We start from the raw sequence: 20,408 nt of genomic DNA on the forward strand, positions 1-20,408 counted from the left end.
AAATGCAACCCGTACTATGTAAGGAGTTACCTCATGATGTTGGCTGATCCAAGTAAAAAATATCGTCGCATGTATCAACGTGTTGACTTGCCAGACCGTCAATGGCCAAACAACGAAATTACAAAAGCGCCTATTTGGATGAGTACTGACCTGCGTGATGGTAACCAAGCAATTTTTGAACCGATGGACATGGAACAAAAATTTAAAATGTTCCAAATGTTGGTGAAAATTGGATTCAAGAATATTGAAATCGGTTTCCCTTCAGCATCTCAAATTGACTTTGACTTTACCCGTAAATTGATCGAAGAAAATCACATTCCAGATGATGTGTATATCGAAGTTTTAGTTCAAGCACGTGATCATTTGATCCAACGTACCTTTGAGTCTTTAGCGGGTGCAAAACGTGCAATCGTGCATATTTATAATTCAAATGCACCAACCTTCCGCCAAAAAGTCTTAAATGTCGATGTTGCAGGTGCGAAGCAATTGGCCGTTAATGCAGCCAGCAAAGTCAAAGAATATGCAGCGCAATATCCTGAAACGGAGTGGGTGTTCCAGTACAGCCCAGAGTGTTTCTCTGCAACCGAATTAGAGGTTGCAAAAGACGTGTGTGATGCAGTTACCGAAATTTGGGAAGCATCACCAAGCAATAAAGTGATTTTAAACTTACCGGCTACGGTTGAAGTTTCAACCCCAAACGTTTATGCAGACCAAGTTGAATGGATGCACCGCAACATCGCCCGTCGTGATGGCGTGATTATCTCTGTACACTGTCACAATGACCGTGGCTGTGGGATTGCCGCATCAGAATTGGCGATTATGGCCGGTGCAGACCGTGTCGAAGGTTGTGTGTTTGGTAATGGCGAACGTACAGGTAACGTCGACGTCGCTGCGATTGCTTTGAATATGTACTCTCAAGGTGTTGCGCCAAACTTAGATTTTTCAAATATCAATGAAATCATTGCAACGGTAGAAGAATGCACAGGCTTGCCTGTTCACCCTCGCCACCCTTATGCAGGTGACTTGGTCTTCACAGCATTCTCTGGTTCGCATCAAGATGCCATTAAGAAAGGTTTCGAGTTCCAAAAGAACGAAGAAATTTGGGATATGCCATACTTGCCAATCGACCCGAAAGACTTGGGCCGCGACTATGATGCTGTGATTCGCGTCAACTCACAGTCAGGTAAAGGCGGTATTGCTTACTTGTTAGAAGCAAATTACAACGTAGTATTACCACGTCGTATCCAAATTGAATTCTCTCAAACCGTACAAAAACGTACCGATGAAGAAGGCACTGAAATTACCGCACAAGAAATTTGGAAATTGTTCAAAGAAACTTATGTGGACACCAAAGATACACATTACTCGACTAAAAACTACCGTTTGTATGACAACAACGGCAAACAAGTGGTTGAGCTTGAAGTTGAAGTGAATGGTGAAACGCAGCAATTACGTGGCGAAGGCAATGGTCCAATTTCTGCGATGTTGGATGCTTTACAGTTACCAATTGATGTCTTGAGCTACGAAGAGCGTGGTATTAGCTCTGGGGCAAATGCTAAAGCCTTGGCTTTGGTTGAATTACAAGTCAAAGGCACTGGCAAATCAGCCTTCGGTGCGGGTATTCACGACAACATTGTGACCTCATCGATTGAAGCTATTATTGCGTGTACCAACCGCTTAATTGATCAAGGTGTGTTAAGCACAGATCAAGTGATTGCTGCTGCGGTATAAGTATTAGCAATAATAATTAGCACTAAAATGACTTTAGAAGGATACCCTCAAGTGGTATCCTTTTGTTTATTAATCCCAAAGATTTAAGGCGTATTATTCCTGTGTCTTTTCCTGCTGACTCCGTGGGTATCGTTACTCCACAAAAGTTTACTTTTGAAGAGCCCTTAGAGCTCGAATGCGGTCGTATTCTTCCTCGTTATGAACTGATGGTTGAAACCTATGGTGAGCTCAATGCAGATAAATCCAATGCGATTTTAATTTGCCATGCACTATCGGGTCATCATCATGCTGCGGGTTACCATCATGCTGACGATAAAAAACCGGGTTGGTGGGATGCTTGTATTGGCCCAGGCAAAGCGATTGATACTTCAAAATTTTTCGTGGTTGCACTGAACAATATTGGGGGCTGTAGCGGTTCAACAGGGCCAACTTCGCCAAATCCTGAAAATGATAACCGTCCTTATGGTCCTGACTTTCCTTTAGTCACCGTCCGAGACTGGGTTAAAACCCAAGCCATTTTATCCGATCATCTGGGCATTCAAGTCTGGAGTGCGGTGATTGGTGGTTCGCTGGGTGGTATGCAAGCCTTGCAATGGTCGGTTGATTATCCTGACCGTTTGCAAAAATGCGTGATTATTGCCAGTGCGCCGAAACTGTCTGCTCAGAATATTGCCTTTAACGAAGTCGCACGTCAGTCAATTTTGTCTGATCCAGACTTCCATGATGGTCGCTATCTTGAAAATGACAGCTATCCAAAACGTGGCCTAATTTTAGCACGTATGGTCGGTCATATTACCTACCTGTCTGAAGAAGCCATGAAACAAAAATTCGGCCGCGACTTAAAGTCAGGCAAATTTATGTATGGTTTCGATGTCGAATTCCAAGTCGAAAGCTATTTGCGCTATCAAGGTGAGCAATTTAGCCGTAACTTTGACGCCAACACTTATCTGATTATGACCAAAGCTTTGGATTATTTTGATCCTGCGCGTGAATATGAGCAGTCTTTAGTTAAAGCCATGTCACAGACCAAATGTCAGTTCCTCGTGGTGTCCTTTACTACCGACTGGCGTTTTACCCCGCAACGTTCACAAGAAATTGTGGATGCGCTGATCACCAACCACAAACCAGTGAGCTATTTAGATATCGACGCTGAACAAGGCCATGACTCATTCCTGTTCCCGATTCCTTTGTATGTAAAAGCATTACGTGCATTTCTGGGCGGTTCTGAACACCTTCAAGCAACTAAGGAGGCTGTGTAATGCGTATTGATCATCAACTGGCAGAAAAATGGATCAAACCTGATTCCAGCGTACTCGATTTAGGTTGTGGTGACGGTGAATTACTGGCCCATATGAGCAAAAAGCACAATATTCGCGCATATGGACTGGAAATTGATCAAGAAAAGATTGCAATTGCAGTCGGTCGCGGGTTAAATATTATCCAACAAGACTTAAACTTGGGTTTAAGCCGCTTTGCAGACCAGTCTTTTGACTATGTCGTTATGGCACAAGCCTTGCAAGCGGTAGATGCACCAGATGTTTTATTACGTGATATGGTGCGCGTAGGGAAACAGGCGATCATTACTTTTCCTAACTTTGCCCATTGGAAGACCCGTTCTTTCTTGGCACTGAAAGGAATGATGCCCGTTTCTGAAGCTTTGCCGTACATGTGGTATAACACGCCCAATATCCACTTATGTACTTTCCGTGATTTTGAAGCACTTTGTGCGGAAAATAACATCAGAATTATTAATCGACTCGCTGTAAATGGGGATCAACAAGATAGTTTACTCAGTAAACGTCTCCCGAATTTGTTTGGTGAAGTCGCAATTTATCGAGTGAGCGCTCTATGAAAAAACTATTCTTAAGCACGACACTACTGGTTGGACTTTTGAGCATTCAGGCTCATGCAGATTATGTTTCCCCAACCACATCTGTTGCGAGTCAAGCTGCACAATATTCTGTTATGGATATCAATAGCTTAATTAAAGCGGCAAAAGCAGGTCAGCCTGCTGCTCAGTTCTATCTTGCAACCAAGTATCAACAAGGTAAAGATATCTCTGCAGATGAACGACAGGCCTTTGCTTGGTACAAAGCCGCTGCAGATCAAGGTCTTTCAGCGGCTCAGCTAAATGTTGGTCGTATGCTTGCAGATGGCCTAGGCACCAAAAAAGATGAATCTTTAGCACGTCAATACTTTGAAAAAGCAGCCAGCCGTGGTGATAACCGCGCAAGCTTTAACTTGGCGATGATGGAAGAGCAAAAGAAGAACTACATGGGTGCTTACCAATGGTATGAGCTTTCAACTCGTGACGGCATGCTCGACAATAAAGTGATTACGCTTTCTGAAGGCAAGAAAACAGCCTTGGCGGCAAACTTAACACAAGATCAAATTCGTCAAGCACGTGATCGTGCAGACAAGTGGATTCAAGCCCAATAAGCTTTTATTTCCATACTCAGCACCTTCGGGTGCTTTTTTATTGCCTATCCATGAGTCGGACTTGTTAAAATAACCGCATAATTTTTAAAGCACGGATCCTTCACATGGCATCAACTGATTGGTTATCTCAAGGTACCTTAGTCCTCGCAAGTAATAACAAAGGTAAAATTGCGGAATTTGAAAAATTATTTGCAGAACTCAACTTACCTGTTGAAGTGATTGCTCAAGGTAAATTGAATATTGAAGATGCCATTGAAGATGGTCTGAGCTTTGTCGAAAATGCGATTATTAAAGCACGCCATGCATCTAAAATTTCAGGAAAACCAGCCATTGCAGATGACTCTGGGATTTGTGTCCCTATTTTAGATGGTGCACCGGGGATTTACTCTGCGCGTTATGCTGGTGAACACGGCGATGATGCTGCCAATAACCAAAAATTATTAGCTGAACTCAAGCCACTGCGTAAAGACGGTCAAGCAATTGAAGGCATGTTTGTATGCGTTTTAGCGTTAGTACAACATGCCGATGATCCTCTTCCGCAAATTTTCCAAGGCATTTGGAAAGGTGAAGTACTAGAGGCTGCTCGTGGGGAAAATGGTTTTGGTTATGACCCGCTGTTCTGGTTACCCGAGTTAGGGCTTTCAAGTGCAGAAATGAGTAAAGAAGAAAAAAATAAAATCAGCCATCGTGGTCAGGCGATGCAACTGTTTAAAGCCAGTTTAGAACAATAAAAACTAAGCTGCGCAATGTTGCCCCTTCTCCCCTCGGGGAGGACGGTGGCGAAAGATTCTCTATATCCCTCTCTATCGCCCTTGCGCAGCAGTACTATGCATTTCTAGCTAAAAGTGAGTGCTTAGATCACAGCTAATACATGCAGCAATAAACCATAAATACTCACCACGACACAGCTGATGATCGTACCTGAAGCAATGTATTTTGCCGACATGCCTGTACCCTGATAATGCGTTTCCAAAGCCACAATATTGGCTGCTGGCGGTAAACAGAACAATAAGAACATGACCCCAATATATTGTTCAATATTAGGAATAGCGAGGTAACGATAACTCAGCCCACAGAGCACCGCGCCACATGCTAATTTTAATAAAGCTGTCTGACTACTTTGCCACAGGTCTGCTTTCTCAACTTTAGTGTGCCTCAACCACATGCCCAATACACACATGCCAGAGAAACTCATACCAAATTTGGCTGCACTATAAACCACATCAATCAGATCATGCTGTGACCAATGTTGTACCCCAACGAAACGAAAAATAACGGCCAGCATCAAAGCAATCATGGGTGGAGCACAGAGCACTTTTTTTAAAATAAACGAAAAAGCTAACGGTGTTTGGCTCACAGCCGTCACCGCCCAGAGATTGCCAAAAATAGAACCACCGATGTATAGCGCCACCATTGCTGGACTAATTTCTGTGCCAAACAACGCTATCGCAAAAGGAAAGCCTAGCCATGCCATATTGACATAACTAAAGCATAGGGCGCTTAATTTATTCTTTGAAAAGTATAAGAAAAAGTAAAATAAGAGCACTGCCACGACAAAACTGAATAACATCAAACTAAAGCTACCAGCCTGATAAAACACCATGTTGTAGACAATAACAATCGGAATAAAACAACGCGCTAATAGACTTGAAAATCCTGTTTTCAACCGTGTTGCCAATGGGGTAGATGCAAGGAATAAACCACTAAGAAAGGCCAACAGAGGGAGCAGCAACGTCACTTCAATATCCTTGAAATTTCACCTAATCATCATAACACTGCTTTTCCTCAAAATCTGTGCGGAGCGATCGTTTTGTCTTGAAATTGAAACATCATCGTCACCGCAATGTCACACAAGCCTGTTGATATAGGGAAAACGAAAAGTGATGAGGATCTACCCATGGCGGGACTATCAATTTGGCACGTACTAATTTTTGCAATTGTGGTTATTCTTCTTTTTGGTACAGCCAAACTTAAGAACTTAGGCAAAGATGTCGGTGGTGCCGTGAAAGACTTTAAAAAATCAATCCGTGATGAGGACGCTGAAGCAGCTCAACTCAATGAACCACGCACCTTAGAACATCAAAATAGCAACACAAGCAACTCAACCGTCAAACATTAAGTCATTGGAGTTTTGCGATGCTCAATATCGGCATGACAGAGCTTTTGGTGTTTGGCATTATCGCACTATTGGTTCTTGGACCAGAGAAATTACCTGAAGCGGCGCGCTTTGCAGGCAAGTGGTATGGCAAAGTCAAACGCATGGTCAGTAATGTACAAAATGACATTGACCGTGAGCTACGGATGTCTGAATTACGTGAGCAAATGCAAAATGAAATGAAGCGAATTCAGGAGCTTGAACAAAAAATGCAAGCTCAGATGCAACACATACAACAACAAAATATTTTGGCAAATGAAAAGCACCAAGAAACTGCCATACTCGATAATAAAAATATCTCCCATACTTATCAGTATGTAGATCAAAAAGCGCCTATCTTACTGACACTTCAGCCTATGAAACAAAAGTCATCTGTAGATTCGGCACCTTATTTAGGCTGTGTTCAAAATCGCTTTGAACCGATGCGGGAGGCCGTATGAAATCTAGCAACTTAAGCCCTGTAGTGACTCAAGACTCAGAGCAACTGCTGCTTGAAGAAATGCCGATTACTAAGCACTTGATCATCTTAAGAGGTCATTTATTTAAAATCGTCGGTTTAATTCTCATTTTGTTTTTTTGTTTATTGCCTTTTGCCAATCATAGCTACCAAATGCTATCTGAACCCTTACGAGCACAACTTCCAGTTAGCTCATCTATGATTGCAACGGATGTTACTGCCACCTTTATGGCGCCATTTAAACTAAACTTTTTTGTGGCTCTCATGCTGGCCATGCCTTTTATCATTTATCAGCTTTGGGCTTTTGTAAAACCTGCACTATACGAAAAAGAAAAATCACTCGCAACACCTCTTTTGATTGGTAGTATTGCTTTGTTTTATGCAGGTGTAGCTTTTGCTTATTTCATTGCGCTGCCATCCATTTTACACTTTTTTATCAGTGTTTCTCCTGACACTGTGGCCCCAATGACAGACATCAACAGCTATCTCAGCTTCTGTCTAAAACTGTTTTTGGTTTTTGGCTTAACATTTGAAATTCCTATTGTTACCTTGATACTCATCTTGATTGGGGTGGTGAGCACACAACAATTGGTTGAAAAACGAAAATTCATTATTGTCGGCTGTTTTTTTGTTGCAATGTTTGTGACCCCACCTGATGCTCTTTCGATGATTATGCTCGCGATACCGATGTGGCTTTTATTTGAGATTGGTCTCTTTTTTGGAAAACTGATTGAAAAAAAGCGCGCGGCTGAAGCTTAAACTCCCCCCGAGTTTAAACAATGAGCAGGCAAAAATGCCTGCTTTTTTTATGGCTAGATGTACTACTGATCATTTCATGTTTTTGACATATAAGCTTCACCACCTTGTCATATTGCATCTTTACCTTGTGTGTAACTTTCTAAAAACGACCAAGCAAAGACGCTAGGAATAAACATGACCTATCAAACGCCTTACCATGAAGACCAAGAACTAGATAATAATGACTCAAGCAACGTCCATTTTCGAGACATTCTAGAAAAACGGATCTCACGTCGTAACTTAATTAAAAAAACGGCTAGTGGGGCTGCTGCATTGGCTTTAGCTTCAAGCTTAACCGCGTGTGGAGAAGATGATGACAATTCAAACTCATCAGGTGGTAACACCACACCAACCGACCCCAATACGCGACCAGAAAAGCTTACCTTTAGCCCTGTTGAAAAAAACTTAGATGATTGGGTGACGGTTCCTGAAGGCTATACTGCCTCTGTACTTTATGCAATGGGCGACTCGATTCATCCTGCATTTGGGGCATGGGAAGACAACAATGTACCTTCAGGCCCAAGCTTTCAGTTCCGTTCAGGTGACTGCCATGATGGGATGAGCTTTTTTGGGTTAGATACTGCAAAGGGTCAATTTGACGCTACCGCATCTGAACAAGGCTTGTTGGTGATGAATCATGAATATATCAACCAAACCTTCTTACACCCACAAGGCCCCACCAAACCGAATGGCCGTCGCCCTGAGGATGAAGTGATTCGCGAAGTCAACGCACATGGGGTTTCTGTCGTTCATATAAAGAAAGACAACACCAATCAAAAAGTTGAAATTATACAAAACTCCTTATTTAACCGCCGCATCACAGCATCCACGGTGATGGACTTTAACGGCCCTGTTGCCAACACTACTTTACTTGCGACCCAATACTCACCTGTCGGGACGAAAACGCGTGGTACGCATAATAACTGTGGCAATGGCTACACCCCATGGGGCACTTATTTAACCACTGAAGAGAACTTTATTGGATACTTTAAACGCGCTGGTGCAGATGAATATGCAGGCCGCTCAGAGAAAGAAAAAATCGCATTAAAACGTTATGGCTTGGGCTTAAGTATTGATTATCTTTATGAGAAAAATGCAGATGGCACCCCGAAGAAGAATGAAAAAGGACAAATTATTTACCTCCTTGATCCAGCAGGAAATAAAATCCCAAATAAAGATGAGCAAAATCGTACCGTTTATTTGGATACGAACTCACGTTATGCATGGGAAACCGCAATTGGCGAAGCTGAGTCGCAAGATCTATATGACCGTTGGGATGCAACTATTAAAGAAGCAACTGCTACACAAGACTTCCGTAATGGGCCAAACACCTTTGGTTGGATTGTAGAAATTGACCCGTTTAACGCAGGTCAAAACCCTGTAAAACGTACTGCACTAGGACGTTTCGCACATGAAGACTGTCGTGCAAGCCGTGCAATTGAAGGCCAACCGTTTGCCTTCTACATGGGGGATGACTCTCGTGGCGAATACATTTATAAATTTGTCTCAGATGCAACTTGGGACCCGAAAGACATTAACACAGGTTACCGAGCAGGTGACAAATACATGAACAATGGCAAGTTCTATGTGGCTCAATTTAATGATGACGGTACAGGACAATGGGTCGAATTGGCTTATGGACAAAATGGCCTAAATGAACAAAACAGCATTTACCCATTTAGCTCTCAAGCAGAAGTCCTGACCTTTGCACGCTTAGCAGGTGACACGGTTAAAGCAACCAAGATGGACCGTCCAGAATGGGTCGCAGTTAACCCAGAAAATGGGGAAGTTTATGTTACGCTGACCAACAACTCAAACCGTGGTACAGCATATACAACCGATGCAGCGAATCCACGTAACTATAGCGACCCAGAAGGCGGTAAAGGCAATGTCAACGGTCATATCATTCGCTTCAAAGAAGAAAACTCAGCGGCAGAGACCTTTGAATGGGATATTTACTTATTTGGTGCTGAAGCTGCGATGGCGGAAAACATTAACCTCTCAGGTTTAAATGATAACAACGACCTGTCATCACCAGATGGGATGTGGTTTGACCCACGGGGCGTGCTGTGGATTCAAACCGATGATGGCGCGTATACCGACACAACTAACTGTATGATGCTTGCAGCCTTACCGGGTCAAGTGGGTGATGGCGGTGCTGCAACTGCACCAAATGAACAAGCAACTATTGTGGGTGCAAAAGTTACAGATGAAAACTTACGTCGTTTCCTCACAGGCCCTGCTGAATGTGAAATCACGGGGGTAACCATGACGCCTGACCACAAAGCCATTTTCATTAATGTGCAACATCCGGGTGAAGACTCTAAGAGCTACGATGCACCAACCAGCCACTGGCCTGCAAGCCAAACCGATCGTACGAACCAAACTGCGCGTCCACGTTCGGCAACCGTGGTCATTACACGTAATGATGGCGGTTTGATCGCAGGTTAAGCAAAAACACAGCAAATGCCGACCTCATGTCGGCATTTTTTTATAGCTTAAAGAATACCGTCTGTTCCGTGATTTTTCCTTTACACTCACCCTGCTGCTGCTTTTCCAGCCAAGACCATTGTTCATGGGTCATGCGCAGGAAGTTAGAACAGCGTGTCCCATAAATAGGGTTTTGAATAAAGGTCGAAGACAATAACTCTTCCATATCCTGACTGATCCCAGTTTGCGGCAACAAGTCTGGAATAATCTTGCGTTCATCCTCCAAAATATCCCAAGCCGTTGTCTCTAACTCACTTTGTAAGATATGGGATTGTTGCAACATCGGTAAGAACTCTTGGGTAAAGCGCTTACGTAAATGTTTGGTTTTTTCCCAATGTTCCGTCATCAAACCATTCGACACCACATACACGCCTTTCGGAAGAACCTGTGGTGCTTCACCTCGATTGCTCATGTAGACCGCCTGATAGCGATCTCCCATAAAAAGATTAAAACCCGCATAGTCACATTGTTTTTTCTCTAATTCTTGAGCAAAACGAATCGGGGTTTGTTCAGACTCTAAAAAGGATTGAATCAAATGTCCGCGAGACGTTGGATAGCTGGTTTGATCAGTGCCATCGCGAAAGTTGGTCAAAACCGCCCAACGTCCTGTTGGTGTTATGCCCATCCATGTGCCGCCAGACTGCAAATCTTGCCCTGCAATAATCGCGCTATTTTCCCATTGCTTTAAATGGCTCGAAGGGCGCTGATAGAACTCATCTCGATTTGAAATCAAACACAATGGCATCTCATCCAAGACCTGCCATGCTATTGCCACAATACACATAAACGATACTCATCATCTTTACACATTGAATGTACAACATTTTTCATCTCTTTCAGCTAAAATCTGTTCAAAACATAATGACTAGGAATATGCATGCTGACCTATCCAAATATTGACCCCGTTGCAATAGCACTTGGCCCTTTACAAGTCCATTGGTACGGACTGATGTATTTATTGGCCTTTTTGTTTGCTTGGGGACTTGCAAGCTACCGCGCGAAAGAACGTGGTTGGACACCTGATATGGTCTCCGATTTGATCTTTTATGGCGCTCTAGGTGTGGTTATTGGTGGTCGTGTCGGTTACGTCTTCTTTTATGGCTTTGAGCAATTCCTTGCCAACCCTATTTGGCTGTTCCAAGTCTGGACAGGCGGCATGAGCTTCCACGGCGGCTTCTTGGGTGTGATGCTTGCCATGCTGTTCTGGTGCAAGAAATACAAAATGACTTGGTTCCAAACCCTCGACTTTATTGCGCCATGTGTGCCTACAGGGCTCATGTTTGGTCGTATTGGTAACTTCATTGGCGGAGAGCTTTACGGTCGCCCAGTTGCAGATCCAAACTTTGCACTGGGTATGATTTTCCCAACTGACCCGCTACAGCTGATTCGCCATCCATCTCAGCTCTATCAGGCCTTTTTTGAAGGGTTATTGTTATTCATCGTACTGTGGTGGTTCAGTTCAAAGCCACGTCCTCGTATGGCGGTTTCAGCGTTATTCCTGATGGGCTATGGTATGGCCCGCTTCATCGTCGAGTTCTTCCGTGAGCCTGACAACGGACAGCTGTTCATTGCATGGATGAGTAAAGGTCAATTCCTCAGTCTACCAATGATTCTAGTCGGCGCGTGGATGATGTGGTATGCCTATCAAAAGAAAATCTATGATTGGGGCCCACAAAAGAATAATGGCTAATCCGATGAGCGGATAAAATATTGGGGGCATCATTGCCCCCTTTTTTAGGACCAAATTATGCTAAAGTGACATATGTTTGGTTTTTTAAATACATCACTCCCATGCTCGAATTTTGGTTTAATCCCTCAATTTCTATTCTTAAAAAATTACTTATTTTTATCGCAATTGCTGTTGTAACAGGTGTGTTGTATTGGATGGAACCCCTGAGCCTCAATGCCATTTTAATGTTCTTGGGTACTGGGATTATTTTTCTGATTTGTCGTTACTGCAAAATTCACTTTGCGGCCAAAAATCCTACAGGTTTTCTGTATCGTCTACTGACTTGGATTCCTATTGCCCTACTCTTGGCGCTGATTTTTATGAATATTAAAGATGGTGAGCTGCTGATTCCAGGCGCGCAAGGGATTGGTTTTATGGCGCTGGGGATTTGCCTATTTTCCCCCCTATCTCTTTTGCATAGCAATACTCAGCCTGAGTCCAAATAAACCATGTTGAGCTTTTGGTATTCGGAACGCTGTAGCCGTGAAATTAAACTCATCATTTGTATTGCAACTTGTGTGATGATTGTTATCGCAGCACAAGTTCAACAGCTTGGCGCAATTTTTATTGGTTTGAGTCTAGGGATTGGCATTACAACGCATCTGCTGCGCGGTGCGCACTTGAAGATTGCTCAGGGCAATCCGTATCAGGAAGGCTTTTCGCGTTTGGTGGTTTTTCTACCCCTAATTGCCCTGATTTGTTTGCTCGGCTATCTACCCGCGCAAGATAAAATTGCGCTGGCGCTTCAGTGTATCGGCTTTAGTGGAATTGGTTTATTTTTAGTATCGATTCACGCACAGCGTGAAAAAAGAATTTAATCGGGATGCGGAGTTGCTCTACATCCCGTCAACATCTGCTTAATCCATTCGATAATAGCTGTAGTTCACATTTTGGTTACGGTAAACTGCATAACCACTTTGTTTAAAATCAGAAACCCAGCCATTGCCTGAATAAGCGGCAATATGTCCATAACGGTTTTTTGCAGTACGGTCGATAATATAAATATCGCCTTTTTTAGGCTGATCAAAAGATAAGTTGATTTTACGATAACCAATGCTGGTTAAGGTCTTACCCCAATCTGCTGCCGCCACAGGATGACTCTTGAAGCGTGCACCCGCAGACTCTAAGCCAATGCGAATACTTTTAGCACATTTTTGGGTACTGGTTTGACGGGTAATATTTCTTAAAAAGCCTGTAAATTTTTCAATATCCACACGCTGATGGTTACTAATAGCCCTTTCTCGTGCCTGCTTCGAGCTTAAAATATCCGAAGCGGTAACATTTCGCTCTGACTGAGAACGTATTATGATATTGGTTTGCGCAGGCGCATAGACGTCATTCATATTTACGTTTTGATCATAAGGCATACTAAAACCAACTCTCCTCCCAATCATTAGGGGTGTGCAACTTTTCGAGTTCGAAATACTAACCGCTCAGCATTGAACTTTCATGTCGTAAATGTAATATTTTTTTTCAAAATGAAACACAACCTTTCTAAAGTTTTCTTTTCTCTGTACTTTTTGAAACTTAAATTAACTAAAAAAATTTACCCCTTACCTAAGTCCTTTTTCGGCTTAAGCTCAAATGTTTCACCATCGGCTAACGAAGTCCTTAAATATGGAATGGATTGCCCATCTAAACGGCTGCTTATTTAGATCCAATTCAACTCAATTATTTCAGTTTAAATCCTGTACAAAACCACTTTAACCTGGTTCTCTGTAATAGCTTTCACATAACTTTTATATGATTAATCATCTCACCTGACTTACTAATCTCGGGTGCGCAATAAGGCACAATTCAGTATAATCATCCGCAGATTTTATAATTTAGAGTGGAAAGTACAGGCACGTCGATTAAGAGGCCTGTTCCCCCGAAGTGTTTATTTGAGAGTTTTATGAAAACGTATTTAGACCTGCTACAACACATCCTCGATCACGGCGGTGATAAAGGCGACCGTACTGGTACAGGTACGCGCTCGGTATTTGGTCATCAAATGCGCTTTGATCTTTCTCAAGGCTTCCCGTTATTAACCACTAAAAAAGTACACTTTCGTTCGATCGTGATTGAACTGTTGTGGTTCTTAAAAGGCGATACCAATGTGCAATATTTACAGGACAACAAAGTCAGTATTTGGGATGAATGGTCAACCGCAGAACAAACTGCACGTTTTGGTCGCCCAGAAGGTGAACTGGGGCCGGTGTATGGCCATCAATGGCGTAATTTCGGTGCAACCAAAAAAGCCGACGGTTTGTATGAAAAAGATGGTTTTGACCAAATTGCGTGGTTAGTCAATGAAATTAAAACCAATCCAAACTCACGCCGTCTGATTGTATCGGGTTGGAATCCACAAGAAGCGGGGCAGGTTGCTCTTCCTCCGTGCCACACCCTCTTCCAGTTCTTTGTTCATAACGGCAAACTGTCTTGTCAGCTCTATCAGCGCAGTGCCGATGTATTTTTAGGTGTGCCTTTTAATATTGCCAGTTATGCGCTACTCACCCATATGATCGCGCAAGTCTGCGGTTTAGGCGTGGGTGACTTTGTCTGGACGGGTGGTGATACGCATTTATATGCCAACCATTTTGAGCAAGCGAAGCTTCAGTTAAGCCGTGAACCTTTAGGGCTGTGCCAACTGAAACTCAATCCAGCGGTTAATGATATTTTCGACTTTAAATTTGAAGATATCGAAATCGTGGGTTATGAATCACATCCCGGGATTAAAGCACCCGTTGCTGTTTAAAGCAGATCAAGTCCAATTCAATCTCGCCTTGAATCAGCGAGATTGAGGTTTCCCCATAGATGTTCTTCCTCTCCTTGAGGAAGAATAAGAAATATGACCCAACATTTGAGCGCGTTATGGCCTTTCAAAACTTAGAAGTTGTACATGTAGTGGCAATGGATCAGCAACACTGTATTGGTAAAGGCAATGACCTACCTTGGCATATTTCAGCCGATCTAAAACACTTCAAAGCCATCACCCAAGGTGGTGTGGTCATTATGGGCCGTAAAACGCTGGAATCGATGGGCCGTACTTTACCCAAGCGTGTCAATTGGGTCATTACTCGCGACACTTCTTGGGCTTTTGAAGGCACAAAGGTGGCTTACAGCATCGAAGAAGCTTTAGCGCAAGCTGTTGCCGATGTTCAATCTTCAGAAAAACCTGACAGTATTTTTATCATTGGTGGCGGTGAAATTTTTAAACAGACCATCGACATTGCGGACCGTTTAGAACTCACGCATGTTGAACTCGATGTGCGAGGTGATGCGCATTACCCTGCCATTCCAGCAGCATTTAAAAAAGTCGCATCAGAACAACATATTGATGACAAAACTGGAATTGCTTTTGAGTTCGCAACCTATCAAAAATAAAGCATATTCTTTTTGCTAAAAGCACGATGCACAACATGATCAAAATAGAATTTTGGCGGATACTGGGCTTTGGATTACTCCATACCCTGTTTAGTATTTTTGTCTTGTTCAGTTCAATTTGGCTGTGTTTTGCATTGTGGATTCAAGAACCTTTGGGCTGGTTGGTCAGCCGTATTTTTATTGGGATCTGGATTGCTTTTGCACTCAGCATTTTGGGTATCTATATCACCCAAAGCCTTTTTGGTCGTCGCCTCGATATCATCCTTTATCTCCTTGGCTTTTTACTGGCTTTGTCTTGGTATTTTAGTTTAGATGCTCGCCAAGACCGCGACTGGCAACCTGAAGTAGCAAAAATCTTGCATTATGAAAAACAAGGCGACCATGTCACCCTTCATAATGTCCGCAATTTCACATGGCACCCTGACGGCTCCTATACTGAACATTGGGATACCCGCTCTTTTGATCTAAATCAAATCACTGGGGTCAATATCATTACCTCATACTGGATGGGGCCACAAATCGCACATACCTTGGTCAGTTTTGATTTTGCCAATACTGCACCACTGACCTTTTCCATTGAAATTCGCAAAGAGAAAAATGAAGAATTTTCAGCGATTGGTGGTTTTTTTAGAAAATATGAGTTGAGTTTAGTGGCCTCAGACGAACATGATATTGTGTATACCCGTAGCAATATTCGTCATGAACAAGTCTATTTCTTTCCTGTTCACCTCGGACAGGCTGAAAGTAAAGCACTGTTTGTAGAGTATTTACATAAGGCAGACGAGCTCGCCAAGCATCCTAAGTGGTATAACACCCTCACCAGTAATTGCACCACCTTAGTGTTTGATATGGTTCAAGCCGTTTCACATGATGCTTTACCAACCGACTATCGTATTTTAGCTTCAGGTTATTTGCCGAATTATTTGTATGACTTAGGCGCGATTAGCCCACAGTGGGATATGAAAACGTGGTATCAAAAAGCCTATATCAACCCACGTGTAAGCAAAGAAACAGAGTTAACCAGTCGTGAGTATTCACAGCTTATTCGTCAGGGCTTACCCGTTGACCAAACACGCTAAAGTCTGCAACGAAAAGCTGCAAGTTAAAACTGGCAATCAAGGACAAAATTTGCTTTGATAGTTCAGACGATACATCCAAATAAGAATCTGATCCCATGTTAAAAAAACTGATTGCAAGCAGTCTTTTAGCGAGTAGCTTAATCATGACTGGCTGCCAAACGACACCACCGCCATCCGACACCATTGAAATGGCCAACATTCAACAGCTTCAGCAACGGACTTGGATTTTGACGCAAATTGGCAATACCGAAATTAAAACAGCACCCAATGAACGTAATATTCCAAGCCTTCAGTTTTCAGCTGATAACCGCATCAGTGGTGCAGATGGCTGTAACCGCATTATGGGCAGCTATACCGTCGGACGCGATACGCTCACCTTGAGCCAGCTCGCAACCACCCGAATGGCCTGTATCAATAACAGTACTCTCCCGCAACAGTTCCAAGAAGCGCTGGCAAAAGTGACGCATTACCAAGTGTTTGGTAAAACTCTGAAACTGCTCGATCGACATGGCAACTTGCTGCTACAGTTTGGCTCTGCCATTCAACCACGTTAAATTATTTCTATAAAAAAGCCTGTAATCACAGGCTTTTTTAATCTGTAGCAGACAACATTGTACTGCACCAATCAGCCCTTATATAAACAGATATAAACACAATTAGGATTTTAAAATGCAACAAGCACTCTTTGGTGGTGGATGTTTTTGGTGTGTAGAAGCGGTTTATTTAGAGCTTCAAGGCATACATAAAGTGACCAGTGGTTATGCAGGTGGAGATACTGACAACCCGACTTATGAAGATATTTGTCGTGGCGATACCAACCACGCCGAAGTTATTTTAATTGATTTTGATGAAACTCAAATCAGCTATGCTCAGCTACTCGATGTGTTTTTTGCCACTCATGATCCAACAACACTCAACCGTCAAGGCAATGATGTCGGCACCCAGTATCGTTCAGTCATTTACTATTTTAATGATGCACAACGTGCTGATGCAGAGCAAACGATTAACGACTTAAAGGCAGAAGGTCTCGACATTGTGACCGAACTCAGCCCTGTACCGACGTTCTATTCGGCTGAAGACTATCACCAAAACTTTTACGCTCGTAACCCATCTCAAGGCTATTGCAACTTTGCCATTCCGCCAAAACTGATGAAGCTGCGCTCTAAGTTTCAGGCTTTATTGAAAGACAACAAATAATTCAAGAATTCACCATAAAAAAAGCGACTTCAAGAGTCGCTTTTTTTTAACATCAACTTAGTTATCGCTGACGAAAGCAATATCTGCCAGTCCAGCTTCACTCGCACGAGACATCACTTGTGCGACCATATCGTAACGAGATTCTTTATCTGCACGAAGTTGAACAGTTGGCTTGGTTTCCAACTCACCCGCTTCATTAAAACGCGTTTGTAGTTCTTCCAAGCTAATCACTTGATTATCCCAAGCCACTTCGCCTTTTGCATTAATGCTCACGGTAATGGCTTTAGGTGGAGGATCTACAATATCAGCTGTCGTTTTTGGTAAAGTTAATGGAATTGATGGGTTGGCAACGGTCGCTGTCACCAAGAAGATGATCATCAAAACCAGCATAATATCGATCAGCGGAATGAGGTTCATCTCATTCATGCCAGCATCGTTATCGTCACCCAATTGAAAAGCCATTAAGCTTGACCTCCAACTAAACCTTGTTGAGTCGCTTTACTTTCTACTGCCGCAGGTGCTGAGTCTTGTTGTAACATGGTATCAATGAGCAAGCCATGTGCTTGGTCTTGAAGCTCATGTGCCAAAGTACGGTTTACACGTGCACAGATGTTATACGCTAACACCGCAGGAATCGCGACAGCCAAACCTAAACCCGTCATGATCAATGCTTCACCCACAGGAGTTGCAACTTGCGCTAAGCCCGCTTGACCACTTTTGCCAACAGCAACAAGAGCATGGAAAATTCCCCATACTGTACCAAACAAACCAACGAACGGTGCAAGCGATGCAATCGTGCCTAGAACTGAAACACCTTTCTCCGCATTCGCTTTTTCAGCAGAAATTTGACGAAGGAGTGCTTGTTCTGCAACTGCTTTACGTTGTTCAAAGTTCAGTACAGCAAACTTTGATTTTAACTTAGCTAAAGCTTGTGAAAGTTGAGCATAAGCTTGTTGTTTCAATTGACGTGTACCCATGATACGTAAAACAAAGATGGTCCACGTTGCAATCGACATTGCCAACAAGATGAAATACAGTGTTTTACTGACTGCATCAGCATGTTGCCAATAAACTGAAAAGTTCATACTCGAACTCCTGATAAAGTTAGCGTTTTGTATTCAATTCTAAATCAAATGGTTGCTCAGCCCGAATTGGATAAGCTACACCATTTTCTTTATAAGGTTTAAATTTAGCGCCTTTGACAGCTCTTAAAATCTTTTCATCTAAAGCAGGCACACCACTTGAGCGCGTAATACGGGCATTCACAATCGACCCTTTTTCATTCGCCTCAATCAGCACCACGACTCGACGGTTTTCACCTTGTAAATCTTGATTACTATAAACTGGTTTTGGAGAGCGGCTCCATTGCACACCTGAACCACCAATCGACACCGACCGCGGTGAAGTATCGGCAGGCTCAGCTTGAGTAACAGGTTTAGCTTGCTCTGGTTGCACGACAGGTTTTTCGACTTTTTTCTCTGTAATCGTCGTGGTGACTGTCGGTTTTACTGGGGTTTCGGTTGGTTTAACAACCGGTTTAACCACTTCTGCTTTTTTAACTTGTTGAACCTTTTCTACCTTTTTCGGTGGAGTCGGTTGTGGTTTTTCCACAATCTTCACTTCCTTCGGCTTAGTCGGTTCCTTTTTCGGTTCTTCTTTCGGCTTAGGCGGTAGCGGTTTTGGTGGTTCTTGAATTTTAACGAAACGAACCTTCAATGGTGCTTTTTCAATCGGTTTGAGTTCAGGAGCTTTCATGTGGTTCACTGCCCACAATACACCCATATGGCCCACGACAACCGCGATCAAAGCAGCAAGAACTTTCTTTTTCATCGGGTTGGGAGTCTGCATAGGAGAAATAACTGTTGAACTCATTAAAATCGGTGACCTAATTTAAGCGAAGTGGCCACTGGGTTGGTTTCCACTATAACGCTTATCGGTTAGTACAATAAAGTAGCGCAATGATAAATGAGAAGTGTTTTCATTTGCAACTATTAATTTGTCACTTTTTATGGTTTTTTCTAATCATACCCAAACAAAAAAGGCATACTTAATGTATGCCTTTTTAAATCTTGCTTGCAACCAATTTTTTATTGGAAAACGACTGTTTTGTTACCATCAACAATAATACGGTCTTCTAAGTGCCACTTCACTGCACGTGCCAAGACGTTACGTTCAACATCCTGACCCAATTCACGTAATTGATCAACCGTAAAGTCATGGTTCACACGCTCTACATCCTGCTCAATGATCGGACCTTGATCCAGATCCGCAGTGACATAGTGCGCAGTTGCACCAATGAGTTTTACACCTTTTTCATGCGCTTGCTTGTATGGGTTTGCGCCAACAAAAGCAGGTAGGAAGGAATGGTGAATGTTGATCACTTTCATTTCCCACTTCTCGACAAATGCTTCATCTAGAATTTGCATATAACGCGCAAGTACCAATAAGTCATTGCCCTGCATTAATTCATCAATTTCAGCATAAGCTTCGCGTTTATTGTCCTTCGTTACAGGGACAACTTCAAACGGAATACCAAAGTTCTCAACCGCTTCACGTAAAGTTTCATGGTTAGAAATCACTTTGGTAATTTCGCACGGCAAACCACCACGCGCATGACGCCATAACAGCTCAAGTAAGGCATGGTCTACTTTAGATACTAAAATCCCGACTTTTTTCACGTCGCTGACCAGCGCCAAACGCCATTGCATTTCATAACGCTCTGCTACATTTGCAGCAAAAGTTTGAGTGATGCTTTCTTTACGAGACTGTAAATTGTCTAGTTCAAACTCAACACGCATAAAGTAACGTCCGCCCTGAGCTTCAGTCGCGTATTGATCAAGCGCAGTAATATTCGCGCCTTGATGATACAAAAAGCTCGATACAGCTTGCACGATCCCTGGCTTATCTTCACAAGTAATCAGTAAACGTGCCGTGTTAGCAGTTGTCATATTCATGTCAGTTTAAATC

Annotated in this window: 24 protein-coding genes; 17 read left to right on the forward strand and 7 right to left on the reverse strand. The window is 42.8% G+C overall.

Annotated features, from left to right (window positions below; genetic code table 11):
• Nucleotides 1-33 precede the first annotated feature (33 nt).
• From leuA to rdgB, 5 genes are all read left to right on the forward strand, one after another.
• Nucleotides 34-1,731, forward strand: coding sequence for a 2-isopropylmalate synthase (gene leuA / locus AXW61_RS15110; RefSeq protein WP_010325887.1), 1,698 nt, complete (start codon nucleotides 34-36; stop codon nucleotides 1,729-1,731).
• Between the two features lie 101 nt (nucleotides 1,732-1,832).
• Nucleotides 1,833-2,990 (forward strand): homoserine O-acetyltransferase, encoded by a 1,158-nt coding sequence (locus AXW61_RS15115; protein WP_062034991.1) that lies wholly within the window; start codon nucleotides 1,833-1,835, stop codon nucleotides 2,988-2,990.
• Nucleotides 2,990-3,583: a methionine biosynthesis protein MetW gene (gene metW, locus AXW61_RS15120; protein WP_004979039.1), complete on the forward strand. Its 594-nt coding sequence runs from the start codon at nucleotides 2,990-2,992 to the stop codon at nucleotides 3,581-3,583. Before AXW61_RS15115 ends, metW begins: the two co-directional genes overlap by 1 nt.
• A complete protein-coding gene (locus AXW61_RS15125) occupies nucleotides 3,580-4,170 on the forward strand; it encodes a tetratricopeptide repeat protein (protein WP_004692440.1) in 591 nt (196 codons plus the stop codon). Before metW ends, AXW61_RS15125 begins: the two co-directional genes overlap by 4 nt.
• A 104-nt stretch (nucleotides 4,171-4,274) precedes the next feature.
• The gene (gene rdgB / locus AXW61_RS15130) at nucleotides 4,275-4,901 is read left to right on the forward strand and encodes an RdgB/HAM1 family non-canonical purine NTP pyrophosphatase (protein ID WP_062034993.1); all 627 of its coding nucleotides are present in this window, start codon (nucleotides 4,275-4,277) and stop codon (nucleotides 4,899-4,901) included.
• 122 nt (nucleotides 4,902-5,023) lie between these two features.
• On the opposite strand, the gene AXW61_RS15135 is transcribed toward rdgB, so the two are convergent.
• Entirely contained in the window at nucleotides 5,024-5,908 is an 885-nt protein-coding gene (locus AXW61_RS15135) for a hypothetical protein (RefSeq protein WP_062034995.1), read from the reverse strand.
• Nucleotides 5,909-6,067: 159 nt separating this feature from the next.
• Between AXW61_RS15135 and tatA the strand changes: the two genes are divergently transcribed.
• The 4 genes from tatA (at nucleotide 6,068) to AXW61_RS15155 (ending at nucleotide 10,031) form a co-directional block, all read left to right on the forward strand.
• Nucleotides 6,068-6,289: a Sec-independent protein translocase subunit TatA gene (gene tatA / locus AXW61_RS15140; RefSeq protein ID WP_004979030.1), complete on the forward strand. Its 222-nt coding sequence runs from the start codon at nucleotides 6,068-6,070 to the stop codon at nucleotides 6,287-6,289.
• Nucleotides 6,290-6,306: 17 nt separating this feature from the next.
• Nucleotides 6,307-6,765, forward strand: a complete 459-nt coding sequence (tatB, locus tag AXW61_RS15145) for a Sec-independent protein translocase protein TatB (protein WP_010325882.1) — start codon at nucleotides 6,307-6,309, stop codon at nucleotides 6,763-6,765.
• Nucleotides 6,762-7,541 carry a twin-arginine translocase subunit TatC gene (tatC, locus tag AXW61_RS15150; RefSeq protein ID WP_010325881.1) on the forward strand — a complete coding sequence of 260 codons (780 nt, stop codon included), beginning with the start codon at nucleotides 6,762-6,764 and terminating at the stop codon, nucleotides 7,539-7,541. The genes tatB and tatC overlap by 4 nt, the downstream gene beginning before the upstream one ends.
• A 174-nt stretch (nucleotides 7,542-7,715) precedes the next feature.
• Nucleotides 7,716-10,031: a PhoX family phosphatase gene (locus AXW61_RS15155; RefSeq protein ID WP_062034997.1), complete on the forward strand. Its 2,316-nt coding sequence runs from the start codon at nucleotides 7,716-7,718 to the stop codon at nucleotides 10,029-10,031.
• A 40-nt stretch (nucleotides 10,032-10,071) separates the two neighbouring features.
• On the opposite strand, the gene AXW61_RS15160 is transcribed toward AXW61_RS15155, so the two are convergent.
• On the reverse strand, nucleotides 10,072-10,854 hold the full coding sequence (locus AXW61_RS15160; RefSeq protein WP_062034999.1) for an NRDE family protein: 783 nt from the start codon (nucleotides 10,852-10,854) through the stop codon (nucleotides 10,072-10,074).
• A gap of 93 nt (nucleotides 10,855-10,947) precedes the next feature.
• On the opposite strand from AXW61_RS15160, the gene lgt reads away from it, so the two are divergent.
• From lgt to AXW61_RS15175, 3 genes are all read left to right on the forward strand, one after another.
• Complete coding sequence (gene lgt / locus AXW61_RS15165) at nucleotides 10,948-11,760, forward strand: prolipoprotein diacylglyceryl transferase (RefSeq protein WP_062035001.1); 813 nt, start codon at nucleotides 10,948-10,950, stop codon at nucleotides 11,758-11,760.
• 101 nt (nucleotides 11,761-11,861) lie between these two features.
• A complete protein-coding gene (locus AXW61_RS15170; protein ID WP_062035240.1) occupies nucleotides 11,862-12,245 on the forward strand; it encodes a hypothetical protein in 384 nt (127 codons plus the stop codon).
• Nucleotides 12,246-12,248: 3 nt separating this feature from the next.
• On the forward strand, nucleotides 12,249-12,617 hold the full coding sequence (locus tag AXW61_RS15175) for a hypothetical protein (RefSeq protein WP_062035003.1): 369 nt from the start codon (nucleotides 12,249-12,251) through the stop codon (nucleotides 12,615-12,617).
• Nucleotides 12,618-12,656: 39 nt separating this feature from the next.
• Here AXW61_RS15175 and AXW61_RS15180 read toward each other — a convergent pair whose 3' ends face one another.
• On the reverse strand, nucleotides 12,657-13,166 hold the full coding sequence (locus tag AXW61_RS15180) for a hypothetical protein (RefSeq protein WP_010325875.1): 510 nt from the start codon (nucleotides 13,164-13,166) through the stop codon (nucleotides 12,657-12,659).
• Nucleotides 13,167-13,693: 527 nt separating this feature from the next.
• Here AXW61_RS15180 and thyA point away from each other — a divergent pair.
• The 5 genes from thyA to msrA all read left to right on the forward strand — a co-directional run bounded on the left by thyA (nucleotide 13,694) and on the right by msrA (nucleotide 17,441).
• Nucleotides 13,694-14,536 carry a thymidylate synthase gene (thyA, locus tag AXW61_RS15185; protein WP_004692464.1) on the forward strand — a complete coding sequence of 281 codons (843 nt, stop codon included), beginning with the start codon at nucleotides 13,694-13,696 and terminating at the stop codon, nucleotides 14,534-14,536.
• Nucleotides 14,537-14,652: 116 nt separating this feature from the next.
• A complete protein-coding gene (locus AXW61_RS15190) occupies nucleotides 14,653-15,165 on the forward strand; it encodes a dihydrofolate reductase (protein WP_062035005.1) in 513 nt (170 codons plus the stop codon).
• A 26-nt stretch (nucleotides 15,166-15,191) separates the two neighbouring features.
• Nucleotides 15,192-16,244 (forward strand): DUF4105 domain-containing protein, encoded by a 1,053-nt coding sequence (locus AXW61_RS15195; protein ID WP_062035007.1) that lies wholly within the window; start codon nucleotides 15,192-15,194, stop codon nucleotides 16,242-16,244.
• 95 nt (nucleotides 16,245-16,339) lie between these two features.
• A complete protein-coding gene (locus AXW61_RS15200) occupies nucleotides 16,340-16,798 on the forward strand; it encodes an META domain-containing protein (protein ID WP_062035009.1) in 459 nt (152 codons plus the stop codon).
• Between the two features lie 115 nt (nucleotides 16,799-16,913).
• The gene (gene msrA, locus AXW61_RS15205) at nucleotides 16,914-17,441 is read left to right on the forward strand and encodes a peptide-methionine (S)-S-oxide reductase MsrA (protein ID WP_062035011.1); all 528 of its coding nucleotides are present in this window, start codon (nucleotides 16,914-16,916) and stop codon (nucleotides 17,439-17,441) included.
• A 57-nt stretch (nucleotides 17,442-17,498) separates the two neighbouring features.
• On the opposite strand, the gene AXW61_RS15210 is transcribed toward msrA, so the two are convergent.
• The 4 genes from AXW61_RS15210 to purU form a co-directional block, all read right to left on the reverse strand.
• Entirely contained in the window at nucleotides 17,499-17,903 is a 405-nt protein-coding gene (locus tag AXW61_RS15210; RefSeq protein ID WP_004692473.1) for a biopolymer transporter ExbD, read from the reverse strand.
• Nucleotides 17,903-18,526, reverse strand: coding sequence for a MotA/TolQ/ExbB proton channel family protein (locus AXW61_RS15215; protein WP_004692475.1), 624 nt, complete (start codon nucleotides 18,524-18,526; stop codon nucleotides 17,903-17,905). Before AXW61_RS15215 ends, AXW61_RS15210 begins: the two co-directional genes overlap by 1 nt.
• A 19-nt stretch (nucleotides 18,527-18,545) precedes the next feature.
• A complete protein-coding gene (locus AXW61_RS15220) occupies nucleotides 18,546-19,313 on the reverse strand; it encodes an energy transducer TonB (protein WP_062035013.1) in 768 nt (255 codons plus the stop codon).
• 215 nt (nucleotides 19,314-19,528) lie between these two features.
• Nucleotides 19,529-20,395, reverse strand: coding sequence for a formyltetrahydrofolate deformylase (gene purU, locus AXW61_RS15225; RefSeq protein ID WP_004692478.1), 867 nt, complete (start codon nucleotides 20,393-20,395; stop codon nucleotides 19,529-19,531).
• Nucleotides 20,396-20,408 lie beyond the last annotated feature (13 nt).

It is taken from the genome of Acinetobacter sp. BMW17 (genome assembly GCF_001592855.1).
GTDB lineage: Bacteria > Pseudomonadota > Gammaproteobacteria > Pseudomonadales > Moraxellaceae > Acinetobacter > Acinetobacter johnsonii.